Here is a 12,362-nt window from a genome sequence, read left to right on the forward strand (position 1 = left end):
TCCTTCGCCGACTCCCGGCGCAGGGCCGAGGCCGATCATCACGAGGGCGGTGGTGAAGCAAAGGGGGATGAAGCAAGATTCCGGTGCATCGGCGAACCGGGTACGGGTAGAACCAACCTATTGGTAAAGAATTGGCAAAGCCAGTGTGCCGCAGAAACAGTGGGTCTCGCCATAACGGCAGGCAGTCTGTGGTGTGACCCACACCTACCCCCCTTTACACGGGCTCGGCGGCGACCCTGCGGGCCTCCTCTGAACCCGAGATCCCGTCGGCGTGGATCTCGATCACCCGCGCGGTCGCCAGGTCGAAGAACAACCCGGTCACCGCGACACCGCGTTCGGCCATCGCGCTGCGGATCGCCGGATAGTCGACGAGGGTCTGCACCTGGCGGGCGACATTGACCATGCCGAGCTGGTCGACCGGGCCGAAGCCCGCGAGCTCGGCCGCCGTCGCGACCGGATGACCGCTGTGGAACGCGGCCAGAGTCGGCTGAGCGTGCGCGAGCCAGTCGTCCAGACCCGGCCCGGCCTGAACCTGCCGGTACAGCGCCTCCATCGCACCGCAGGCGCTGTGCCCGCACACCACCACCGAGCGCACGTCGAGCTTGTCCAGCGCGTAGATCAGCGCGGCCTCGACCGAGACGTCGCTGCCACCGACCGGTACCAGATTGCCGACGTTGCGGACGGTGAACAGATCACCGGGACCGCTGTTGGTGATGACATTGGGCACGATGCGGGCGTCGGCGCACGCCAGGAAGAAGGTGTCGGCATCGGGCCGGTGTCGCAACCCGGCCAGATGCGGCCGCATCAGGTGCGCGTGCTTGCGGTGATAGGCCGCGATGCCTGCGGCGATCGGGTCGACGCCGCCGCTGCGCCGCCATGGCCGAATCGCCTCGTCGACCGCCTTGCGCGCGTGCCCGTGTTCCGGCGGCCCGTCGTGGGTGCGGGCCATCCTGGCGGTGCCGAGTTCCACGAAGTCGACTGTGCCGCCGCCGGATTCACGGGCGTCGGCCCAGTCCGAGAGCAACTCGCACGCCGCGTGGTCGAGAAAGTCCACACTCATCTCGACCGTCACGTCCACACCGTCGGGCACCTTCGCCAGTTCGGTCGTGAGCCGGGGCGCGGCCAGGAAGGTGCAGGTGCCCGCGATGCGCACCAGCCAGGTGCCGTCGGTGCGCGGCGCCGCGACGATGGTGAACCGCACGACCCGCCACAGCAGCAAGGCGAACGAGGCGAGCAGCCCGATCACCAGGCCCTGCAACAGGTTCAGCGCGACGACCGCGATCACGGTGACCAGGTAGACGTAGATGTCGCCGGTGCGGCGGGCACGTTTGATATGCGCCAGCTTCACCAACTGCACCCCGATCAGCACCAGCAGCCCGGCCAGCGCCGCCGTCGGGATCTGCCGGACCAGGCCGACCAGCGCGACCGCGAACACCAGGATCCAGCCACCGTGCAGCACAGTCGCCGCCCTGCTGCGGGCGCCCGCGTTGGCGTTGGTGATGCTGCGGACGATGACCGCCGCGATCGGCAGACCACCCAGCACGCCCGAGACCATGTTCGCCGCGCCCTGACCGCAGAGTTCGCGGTCGAAGTCGGTGCGCTGGTCGGGGCGCAATTTGTCGACCGCGACGGCCGAGAGCAGCGTCTCCACACTGGCGATGAGTGCGACGGTGAGCATGGTGAGCACCAGCGGCAGCCACCCGCCGTGCGGCAACGCGGGCAACCCGATCCCGTCGAGCAGCGAGCCGTCGAGGCGCACCCGTTCCACCGTCACCGGCAGTATCAAGGAGACCACCGTGGCCGCCACCACCGCGACCAGCGGGCCGGGCACCACCCGAACCCGGCGCGGCAGATACTGCCATCCGATCAGCACGGCGATCACCAGCAGCCCGACGAACAAGTCGCCCTTCTGCACCGACATCACCTGACGCGGTAGCTCGACGATGCTGCCCCACGGCGAGCTGACCGTCGTTCCGCCGAGGAGCACGTGAACCTGCTGCAGGGCGATGACCACCCCGATGCCGGCGAGCATCGCGTGCACCACCACCGGCGCGATACCGAGCACGGCTCGCGCGACGCGGCTGAGCCCGAACAAGATCTGCAGTACACCCGCCCCGACGGTGATGAAACACATGGCGGCCCAACCGAATTGCTGGACCGCTCCCGCCACCACGACAGCGAGACTCGCGGTGGGTCCGCTGACCTGAACCTTCGAGCCGCCGAGTAATCCCGCGACCACCCCGCCGACGGCGGCGGCGATGAGCCCGGCGACGACCGGCGCGCCGGAGGCGAGCGCGACCCCGAGCGACAGCGGCAGCGCGACGAGAAACACCACGAGTGACGCTGGAAGATCTTGTTGGAGAACCGATTTCAGTGACGCATGCGACAGCGTGCGCGCCGTCGCGGTGGTGGTGCCCGGATCATTGTCGGTCATCATTCTCCTTCGCCGGGGCGGATGAGCTCCCGGTTCATCGGTCGAACATGCACTGGCAATTGATGCTGAGCTGCGAGCGAACGACGGATCTGCAGCACTGCTCGAAAGAGAGCGGACTCCAGACACAGAGTCGCGTCAATAGTAAAGACCTTCCCAAGCGCTAGAAAACGTTCTGGGAAGAATGGGACGAAATCGCTGTCGATTTGTGACCTCAGTCACAGAGCAGGTTCTCGGCCAGCTGCCGCTGCGTCGCCTCGTCGAGACCGGCGCTGGTCGCCCACGCGGTGGCGCCACCGTGCTCGGTGTCCAGGTGGATCAGGAACTGGCGCATGGTTGCCGCGTCGGCGGCGAAGACCCAGGCGGGGAGCCGATCTGCCGCGTCATCCACCGGTCGAACCCGCCCGCCGCGAGCCCGCAGCGCCGCGATGTTCGGGGTGGTGGCGGCATAGTCGGCGATGATGTCGTCCGCGCGCACCCCGGCGACGGCCAGTAGCAGCGCGATCACCACCCCGGTGCGATCCTTGCCCGCGGCGCAGTGGACCAGCGCGGGCAACTGACCCGGGGTGGCGAGCAGGCGCAGCACGGCGGCGATGTTCTCGCTGCTGTGCTCGAGGTATTCGCAGTACCGGTCGAACATGCTTCCGTCGGGCGCGACCTCGGTGAGGTCGAGGCGCACCCGGTCCGCGCCGTAGACGTGCAGGTTGCGGTAGTCAGCGACGGCGTCGACCACGACACCTGTTCCGTCCGTGACGATCTCGCCCGGCGCACGCAGGTCGACGATCGTGCGAAGCCCACACTCGGTCAGCAGGAACGACACATCTTCGGCGTCCAGCCCGGTGAGCAGATCCGACCGCAGCACCCGCAAGCGGCGCACCTGCCGCCCGTCCCTCGTGCGCAACCCGCCCAGATCCCGTGCGTTCACCGCACCGCGCAGCGGCAATTCCCGGCCCATCGAAGAACTCACACCGTTGGTCATCACAATCCTCGTTCTCATTTTCGCAGCGCCTGCTCGCAAACGTTGATCAACGGTATTCGGTGCCGGACGCCGCGAATTCCGAAATCCGCTCCGCCGCAACGCTCTTCCGACTGTTTTCACAGGTCAGCGCACTGACTGCGTCGATTCGATCGGGAAATTCAATGGACGGATCGGAATGTTCGATACGAGGCGGCGGGGTCGGTTCCCATCGACCGTCGGACACGGAGCGGGAGAAACGATCACGAATCGAGAAGTTTCGAAGTCGGTGCCGTGGAAGCATTGTTTCCACCGATCAACGAAAGGGTTTTCGATGAACATCATCGAGGTTCGACGAGCTCATCGATGGCTTGCCGTCAGCTTTCTCGCGGCAGTACTGATCACGGTGATCGGGTTGTCGCTGAGTGGACCGGAATGGGTGGTCTACCTGCCGCTGTTTCCGCTAGCCGGACTCTTTCTGTCCGGTTCGCTGATGTTCGCGCTGGTCTACCGCGGCTCGCGACGCGCACCGGCATCCGGCCAGAGTTCGGGTGTCCGGCGCGTTCGCCGAGCGCACCGGTGGTCGGCGGTGGTGTTCGTCGTCACGGTTGTCGCGACGGTGATCGCGCTGGCGCGGCAAGAGCCGGTGGTGTGGGTGTCCTATCTTCCGTTGATCCCGCTCGCCGGACTCTTCCTGTCGGGCTCGATCATGCTGGTAGCGCCGCTGGTGCGGGCGCGGCGCGTCCAGTAGGAGGGCGACTTCCCGGCGTCAGCCGATGTCGACCACCCGCGCCCACGCGGGTGGTCTGTCCGGGACGTAGTCCGGGTTGTTCTCCTGCCACGCGCGCTCCCGGCTGAACAGGCCGACCACGGTTCGGCACGCCGGTTGTTGGGACGGCCAGGGCGTCTGGCCGTCGGTCAGGGCCACGAGGACATCCGGGCGGGTGCGCAGGGCCTTGGTGAAGCCGGTTCGCAGGTCGGTGCCGCCACCGCCGATCAGCAGCATCCCCTCGGCCTGGCACAGCGGGTGGGCGATGCGGGCCGCGGCGTCGCAGGAGAACACGGTGACCAGGTCGCGGCGGCCGCCGACGGCGCGGACGATCGCGGCCACTTCGAGCAGGGCGCTGCCCAGTTCGTCATCGCTGACCGATCCCGAGGTATCGATGACCACGCTGACCCGAGGTGGGGTGCGGCGCAAGCTCGGCAACACGATGCCGGGTAGTGCCGTCGAACGCCGGGCCGGGCGCCGGTAGGTGTAGTCCTCGCCGACGCCGGGGGCCGATGTTGCCGCGCGGAGGGCGGCGCCGAGCAGATCCCGCCATGGCTGGGACGGGTGCAAGGCCTCTTTCGCCCAGCGCCGCCACCCCTGTGGCGCGTCACCGGGACGGCCGATGATGCCCTGCGCCACCAGGAACCGGACGCCGTCGCGTTGCTGTTCGCTGAGCCCGTCCGCACCGTCGGGCCCCAGGTCCCACTCGCGGTCCGATCCATCCGCACCGCTGCCACAGTCGAGCCAGGCCAGGTCTTGGGTCAGACGCCCGAGCCGGAACTGGCCCAGATAGTCCTCCATGAGCTGGCCTTCGTCGAGTCCCAGTGTTCTGGGCAGGACCGCCCCAGCCGGCTGGACCAGACCGTCGCCGAACGCGTCATCGTTGATTTCGGCATCCGCGGCGATATTCATCCGCAGTCGCTCGCCCGGGCCGGTCAGGTCGTGGGTATGGGCGTAGCGGTCACTGCGCGCGTGATGGTCACGCAGCAGGTGCGAAACCTCGTGCACCAGTATCGAAGCCAGTTCCTCCACCGGCGTGTGGTCGACGAACCTGGGCGAGACGTAGCACCGCCAGTGCTTGTCCACGCTCATCGTCGGCACCACCGGCGACTCGACGATGTGCAGCGCGTACAGGGCGGTGGCCAAATACGGTCGGGCCGACACCGCGTGCAGCCGTGCGGCATACAGCTTGACGAAATCCAGCCCGGTGATGTCGGCCCTCATCGGCCCGCCTTGACGGCAACGCGGGCGGCGGCGCGATCGGCACTCTGGGACACCGATACCACCGCGGCGAGCTGTTCGATCGACGCGGGCACTTCCCAGTCGTCGCGGCGCAGCGTGGCGAGGGTGGTCGCGGGAACAACCACCAGGTCAGGCGCTCCGGTTTCCACGGCTTTGACCAGCAACGACCAGGCCGCGTCCCAACGAGACTTCTCCGGTCGTTTGCGGACGGCGGCCACCACACCGTCGAGCACCGCCTGGCGCAGGTCGCCCCGCTCCGGCAGCTCCGCGGTGTCGGGATCGGTCAGCAGCGCCTCCGGGTCGGGCAGATCCATCCGATCGATGCTGGTCAGCAATTCGAAACCGGCGCCGTCACCGACCGTGCCGCGGATCAACTGCGACAGCACATCGCGACTGGTGTCGGCCGCGGTGGCGAAGGCGATCAGCCGCACGGTCATCTCCCAGCTTCGCGGCGACGGCCAAGGACCGCCCCTTCGGGTCTCGGTGGTGGGAATCTGATGCACGAGCTTCGGCCGCGCCGCGAGCAGCGTGCACACCGAGCGACGAGCGAATGCCACTGCCTCCGAGAGTCTTTCGGGTGCGATACGGGGCAGGGTCGCGCGCGGCCATGTCCCGCCGAGACCTCGGACAACGACGTCGTGGTCGTGGGCCCACTGCAGGTGCACGAATCGGTTCGCCAGCGGCGGACTCAGCTCCCAGCCGTCGGCCGCCGAGGAGCGCGGGTTGGCGGCGGCGACGATGCGCACGCCCGGCGGCAATTCCAGTGCGCCGACCCGCCTTTCGAGGACCACGCGCAGCAGCGCGGCCTGCACGGCGGGAGGTGCGGTGGACAGTTCGTCGAGGAACAGCAAGCCGCGCCCGACCTTCACCAGCCGCACGGCCCAATCCGGCGGCGCCATCGGCACACCCTGGTTCGCGGGGTCGTCGCCGATGATCGGCAGACCCGAAAAGTCCGACGGCTCATGCACACTCGCGATCACCGTGGTCAGCGGTAGGTCCAGGGACTCGGCGAGTTGTGTCAACGCGGCGGTCTTGCCGATGCCCGGCTCACCCCACAGCAGCACCGGCAGGTCGGCGGCCACGGCCAAGGTCAGCGCTTCCAGTTGCGCGTTGCGACGCGGCTCCGTCTTCACCGCGCCCAGCAGAGCGAGGAGTTCACCGGCGACATCGAGCTGGGAGCCGGCGGCGCGAATCGTGAGCGGCGGGCAGAGAGTGGGAACAGTCATGTGCGAATCACCTTTGGGTCCAGAAGAATTCGATGGATGGGACGGTTGGTGCGAAGTCGAGTTCAGTGCGAGCCGGCTGACGTGCGGGCGAAGGCCGGCCAACAACCGAGCCGGATGTGAGCTCGGCCCGTCAACGCGAAGTCGGCTGACCCGATACACCGATCAGCAGGTCAGTGCGAATCCATGGAGTGTGGACGCGCTGGATGCTTGGCAGGCGCTCGCCGGTGCGAGAACGCATGACCCCGATGTGCCGGTCGCGTCAGCCCAATGCCGCGTGTCGCGGATGTGCTCGACGCTCGCGGCGGTCGCGCCGGATGGGAGGGACGTGGCCGCGACCCGGTGCGGGGAGGCCGGCCCGAAACAAGCCGTAGGTAATCCGTTGCCGTACAGCGGCTTCGAGTGCGTCCCTGAGTGGCCCGTCACGCAGCACCGCGTCGGCACCGAGCCTGGCTTCGACGATGGTGAGGGCACCGTCGATATCGCCGTGGTCCAGTCGGTCGCAGACGCCGACGAGCCAATCCGGTTGGCGCAGTGATCGGTCGATGGCTTGCAGGCAGGGCATCGGGGTTCCGGTCAGGGCTGCCAGGAGTTCCTCGCGCCGGATTTCGGTGGGGTCGTGGTCCAAGGCGGCGAGCACCCCGTTCACCAAACCGATCCGGTGGCGCTCGCCCCGGCACTCGACGATCCGATGATCGGCGGTGACCCCGGGTGTCTCGGTCGGCGCGCCGTCGCGTCCGAGCGCGGAAGCGACCAGTGGATGCAGTCGATCGGCGGTGATCGCACCCGCGCGCAGCAATTCCAGGTCTGGGAGCACCCAGGTCGCAGCATCGGGCAGGACCGGAAGGGCGGAGATTCCGCCGCGCGGGTGCTCCCTCGAAATCCTTACTGCGGGTGAGTCATCCGCACGCACGTCCAACACGACCCGCTTCCGCGCACCGCACCGCACCAGAACCAGTCCGGACCGGCATCCCTGCGCCCGCAGCAGAATTCCCGCTTCGTCCGCCCAACGGTCGACGGCACAACCTGGCAGCACCGTTGCGGACAGGCCGAAGTCGAGCCCACCGGCCTGCGTGATCGGATCAGCCGGCCCGTGGTCGGGGCGATCTGCCCACGCGATCGGACCGGGCAGCCCGAAGCCGGGGGCGCCATCCGGCGGCAGCGACACGGAATCCCCAGAGCGGGTTCGCAACTCCCCCACTCTGCGCGAATCCCACAGGTGACGGTGCAGGTCGAGCCGGTAGCGACTGTTGGGTCGCGGGTGTGGGTGCATGCGGGCACTCGTCGCGGGGCTCATCGTGTCCCACAGCGCGAGGCTGATCCGCTGACCGGCAGCCGCCCACGCCGGTGGCGTACGGACAACCAGGTGCAGGCTACTGGGACACGGTGTTCCGGTGCCGAGGTTCGCGACGTCGTCGGCATCGTAGCGAGCCAACACCATCGTCAACCCGGGCCGCAACAATCCGTCCGGCGCGATTCTGGGTAGATGCCAGCGCAACAGATCCGGTGCCAGATACCGCAGGTCGGCCCGCACGCGAGCGGCGAGTCCCCGCCCGTGCGTCCGCGCCAACGACCGCAGATCGATATCCACATCGACGTGCGCCGCGGCGCATGCCCCGGACCAGTCGCCGACGAGACGCCGGGACCCGGCGACATCGATCATCCCGGGCGGCACGGCGAGTTCGCGCACACGCAGCCAGAGGGCCAGGCGCGAATCGTCATACGACACACGGGAGCACTGCGGATTATCGGTGAATTCCCCGCGTTCATGCGGGAGAGAAGCCGGTTCGATGACCGGCGTGGGGCTCAACGGCCCGGGCGCAGGACGCCCTTTCGACTCGATGTCATGTGGCCAGTATGCACAACATCGCGCGGCCCGACAAGCGGTCACGTTCGCCGCACGCGCTCCGCATCCGGTCGACGAGGTAGGCGGGCCCAGGTCAGAGACCCGGTGCCCGCCTCACCACCGTGTCGCTACCGCGCGTCGGTCAGTTCGCGTACGTCGGACTGCGCACCCAGCTGCGGGTAGGTCGGGTATTCGATGCCCGAGATGTACTGCACGGTCCGTACCACCTGGCACGAGTAGCCGAACTCGTTGTCGTACCAGACGTAGAGGATCGCGGTGTCGCCCTCGACGATGGTGGCGTTGGCGTCGATGATCGAGGCCGCGCGCGAGCCGATGAAGTCGCTCGAGACCGCGTCGGTGGCGGCGGTGTAGTCGAGGTTGCGGCTCAACGGGCCCGCCAGGGAGACCTGACGCAGGTAGGCGAGCACGTCTTCCTTGGTGGTGTCCTGCTTCAGCTGCAGGTTCAAGATCGCGACCGAGACGTCCGGGGTGGGAACGCGGATCGAGTTACCGGTGATCTTGGCCTTGAAGTCCGGCATCGCCTTCGCGACGGCCGAGGCGGCGCCGGTCTCGGTGAGCACCAGGTTGAACGGCGCGGAGCGGCCGCGACGATCGGCCTTGTGGTAGTTGTCCAGCAGGTTCTGGTCGTTGGTGAACGAGTGCACCGTCTCGACGTGTCCGCGGACGATCCCGAATTCGTCGTCCATGGCCTTGAGCGGCGGCACGATCGCGTTGGTCGTGCACGAGGCGCAGGAGAAGATCTGCTGCGACAGGTCCAGATCGCGGTGGTTGACGCCGTGCACGATGTTGGGCACGTCACCCTTGCCCGGCGCGGTGAGCAGCACCTTCGCGATGCCGGGGCGCAGGTGCTGCTCCAGGCCGTCACGATCACGCCAGCGACCGGTGTTGTCGATCAGGATCGCATTGTCGATGCCATAGGCGGTGTAGTCGATCGTCGTCGGGTCATCGCTGTAGATGAACTTGATGACGTTGCCGTTCGCGGTGATCGTCTCGTTGTCGGTATCGACCTTGATCGTGCCGTTGAAGTGCCCGTGCACCGAATCCCGGCGCAGCAGCGACGCCCGCTTGGCCAGGTCGTCATCGCCACCCCGGCGAACCACCACCGCACGCAGGCTCAGCCCGTTGCCCGACCCGGCCTTCTCGATCAGCAGCCGGGTGACCAGCCGCCCGATCCGCCCGAACCCGTAGAGCACCACATCGCGCGGCCCCTGCGACACGGCCTTGTTGTCATCACTCACCTGCGCGAGCACCGACGTGGTGTACTCCTCGACCGACAGCCCACGCTCATCCGCGTGATAGGCCATCACGAGCTGACCGAGATCGATCTTGCACGGCCCCAGATCCAACCGGCTGATCACCTGCAGAAATGGCAACGTCTCGTCCACCGACAGCTCTTCGCCGCCGATCTGCCGCGCGAATCGATGCGTCCGCAGAATGCTGATCACCGACTTGTTCACCAGCGACCGACTGTGCAGCAGAATCGTCACACCCTTGCTGCGGTACAACGTCCCGATGATCGGAATCATCGCCTCAGCAGCAGCTTCCTGAGCGTTCCAGCGATCAAGTTGTTCGGTAGTCAACACACGTCCTCTGGGTTCATCGATATTTGCGCCATATCCATGGTAGTGAGGGCCGCAATTTCACTGTGGACCGCTCCCCATTGGTGAGATCGGCGTCGCACTGAACCCCGCTCACCGACGGACGCCCGCCGACCCTGCGCGCAGGGCGTACGGGTTGCCGCCTGGCGAATACGCGCTGGTCGGAGGCATTTCAGCGACCTTGATCCGTGAGCACGGCCATCATCGGACCGCCGGTTTCCCGGCTGGTCGAGCGCGCTGACGATGATCCGCGGGTTGTTCGGCCGCCGAACGTGGCCTCGACTCAGAACTTGCCCATGTGGTGTTCGGTCCGGTGGCCCAGCTGGGCGGTGAACTCGGTGACGAACTCGTCGGTCAGGGGTGGCCAGCCCCAGAAGTCGAAGGCGAGGGCGCCGAGGGCGAAATCGTCGGCCCACTGCCAGCTGGTGATCGGGCCTGTCGTGGTGCAGGTGGCGCAGGTGGCCGCGCCTTCGCCGGTTTCTTTCCAGGAGTCGATGGCGTTCGAAAATGGTTGCCACACTGCGGGATCAGCTTCCCATACCTGCGGGTAGTCGATGATCACAGTGCGCGCCTGGCACTGTGGACACATCGCGGCGGCCGGTTCGATCTCACCCTGACCGCTGTAGTGGGCATTTCTGCCGACTATCACGGCGACCGGCGCGGGGGTCCAATCGCCGCCCCAATTCTGGGCGATCTCGGCCCACTCGGGGCCCGCCACATACCCTTCGTCGACCTGGAGGCTGTACATCGCCGCGCCCGAGGTTTCCCGGAGCAGCCACCCCCGCCCCACCATCCAGTCGACCATCCGCTCCGCCAACGCACCCGCGTCGGCCGCGGACACCTCGAGATCGACGATCCGTTCGAAGAAGTCACCCACGCCCACATCCTGCCACTGAAGACCGCCCTCGTACCCGACCTGCCTGCGCCCGCCGGTCGAGGTCGGCGCCGCGGTCAAGTCGCGTCGGTCCAGCGGATCAGGGCCGGTTTCACCCTGGCGCACACCGGGTTTCCGGTCGCATCGGTGAGACCGAGCCGAGCCTCGAGTACGCCCGATTCCGTCGCGGCGGCCAGAACCTCGGCGGGCACGTCGGCGAGCATCAGTTTGGCCCGCCGGAACATGGTGATGGTTCCCGTGTCATCGACGGTGCCCCAGCTGAGATAGAGGAACCGCTCCCCCGGCCTGCCCTGAATGTAGGGCCCGCGGATATCGGCGCCGTCGACGGCGCATTCCACAGTCCAGGTGACAGCGTCCGCGTCGCCACGCTGCGGATCGAGCAGCTCCTGTGGACGATTCTTCCGCTGCACGCATACATGGATGTTCGAGTACGGCGTCTCGATCCCCGCCGGCCGGCAGGACAACCCGGGCAGTTGCGTCCCCACGATTCGGATGAGCATCTGACCATTCTCGTGCACCGACCCGGCACGCGCCTCGCTCTCGACACCGCTCAGGCGAGGTCGTTCCTGCCCGGTACTCCATCCAGGACGACGACGCGAGTGCCCGCGGCGAGCAGGCTGCTGGCGGTGAGGCCACACATGGCGTGGAAGGCGTCGCTGAAGTGGGAAGGGCTGGCGAATCCGGCGTCCGAGGACGCTGTCGTCAAATCGGTGCCTTTCGCAACGGCACGGCCGACGCTGAGCATGCGAGCCCACATCCGGTATCGGCGGAAGCTGGTGCCTGCGTCGGCGTTGAACAGGTGCAGGAAACGTGACGTGGACAGGTGAGCTTCGGCAGCCAGTTCGGCGGCCGAGTTCGAGCGGGCCGGGTGGGCCTGCAGGGTCGCCGCCGCGGCCACGATCCTGGCGTCGATGTTCGCCACGCCGGGGCCGCAGGCCAGGTCTACTGCCGCGACGGGATCGAACCGCGGCCGCGCGGCGAGATCGATCAGGTCATCTTCCTTGCTGTGCGCCAGACCGACTCCCTGGTCGTGCGCGGTCATGCGATTCCAGCAACTGGTTGCTTGCGGCGAGCTCGGATCGATATAGCAGAACAGCATCCGCTCGCCGTTGCAGACGATCCGATGGATCATCCGGGGCGGAATCAGCGCAGAACGCGCGGTCTCCTCCCGGCCGCCCACGTGCAAGGTGAACGGCGCGTCCAGCCCGACCGCCAGGCAATGCACGGTGCCGCAGTGCGCGTCGAGCTGCAGGGAAGGGCCTCGGTACACAGCGTGCCCCGGCCACAGCCACACCGTCGCCTGCGCGTGACCGCGCGTTTCTGGAAGTGCCGGGCCGCCCATGATCGCCATCATGCACGACACGACCAGCTCGACCTCCACG

10 protein-coding genes are annotated in these 12,362 nt (G+C 67.6%); 1 reads left to right on the forward strand and 9 read right to left on the reverse strand.

Annotation, left to right across the window (positions count from 1 at the left end; translation table 11 throughout):
* Positions 1–214 precede the first annotated feature (214 nt).
* On the reverse strand, positions 215–2,437 hold the full coding sequence (locus ACFXKN_RS04050) for a SulP family inorganic anion transporter (RefSeq protein WP_379432319.1): 2,223 nt from the start codon (positions 2,435–2,437) through the stop codon (positions 215–217).
* 208 nt (positions 2,438–2,645) lie between these two features.
* Positions 2,646–3,410 (reverse strand): tyrosine-protein phosphatase, encoded by a 765-nt coding sequence (locus ACFXKN_RS04055; RefSeq protein ID WP_379432320.1) that lies wholly within the window; start codon positions 3,408–3,410, stop codon positions 2,646–2,648.
* Between the two features lie 310 nt (positions 3,411–3,720).
* On the opposite strand from ACFXKN_RS04055, the gene ACFXKN_RS04060 reads away from it, so the two are divergent.
* Positions 3,721–4,137: a heparan-alpha-glucosaminide N-acetyltransferase domain-containing protein gene (locus ACFXKN_RS04060; protein ID WP_379432321.1), complete on the forward strand. Its 417-nt coding sequence runs from the start codon at positions 3,721–3,723 to the stop codon at positions 4,135–4,137.
* An 18-nt stretch (positions 4,138–4,155) separates the two neighbouring features.
* Here the strand turns inward: ACFXKN_RS04060 and ACFXKN_RS04065 are convergent, their stop codons facing one another.
* The 7 genes from ACFXKN_RS04065 to ACFXKN_RS04095 form a co-directional block, all read right to left on the reverse strand.
* Positions 4,156–5,379, reverse strand: coding sequence for a VWA-like domain-containing protein (locus tag ACFXKN_RS04065; RefSeq protein WP_379432322.1), 1,224 nt, complete (start codon positions 5,377–5,379; stop codon positions 4,156–4,158).
* On the reverse strand, positions 5,376–6,623 hold the full coding sequence (locus tag ACFXKN_RS04070; protein WP_379432323.1) for an AAA family ATPase: 1,248 nt from the start codon (positions 6,621–6,623) through the stop codon (positions 5,376–5,378). The genes ACFXKN_RS04065 and ACFXKN_RS04070 overlap by 4 nt, the downstream gene beginning before the upstream one ends.
* A 259-nt stretch (positions 6,624–6,882) precedes the next feature.
* Positions 6,883–8,283, reverse strand: a complete 1,401-nt coding sequence (locus ACFXKN_RS04075; protein WP_379432430.1) for a hypothetical protein — start codon at positions 8,281–8,283, stop codon at positions 6,883–6,885.
* Positions 8,284–8,594: 311 nt separating this feature from the next.
* Positions 8,595–10,013: a glyceraldehyde-3-phosphate dehydrogenase gene (locus ACFXKN_RS04080; protein ID WP_378946214.1), complete on the reverse strand. Its 1,419-nt coding sequence runs from the start codon at positions 10,011–10,013 to the stop codon at positions 8,595–8,597.
* Between the two features lie 355 nt (positions 10,014–10,368).
* The gene (locus ACFXKN_RS04085; RefSeq protein WP_379432324.1) at positions 10,369–10,962 is read right to left on the reverse strand and encodes a hypothetical protein; all 594 of its coding nucleotides are present in this window, start codon (positions 10,960–10,962) and stop codon (positions 10,369–10,371) included.
* A 74-nt stretch (positions 10,963–11,036) separates the two neighbouring features.
* The gene (locus tag ACFXKN_RS04090) at positions 11,037–11,480 is read right to left on the reverse strand and encodes a DUF5990 family protein (protein WP_379432325.1); all 444 of its coding nucleotides are present in this window, start codon (positions 11,478–11,480) and stop codon (positions 11,037–11,039) included.
* Between the two features lie 50 nt (positions 11,481–11,530).
* Complete coding sequence (locus ACFXKN_RS04095; protein WP_379432326.1) at positions 11,531–12,361, reverse strand: helix-turn-helix domain-containing protein; 831 nt, start codon at positions 12,359–12,361, stop codon at positions 11,531–11,533.
* Position 12,362: the final 1 nt, after the last annotated feature.

This window comes from Nocardia sp. NPDC059195 (genome assembly GCF_042754695.1).
Taxonomy (GTDB): domain Bacteria; phylum Actinomycetota; class Actinomycetes; order Mycobacteriales; family Mycobacteriaceae; genus Nocardia.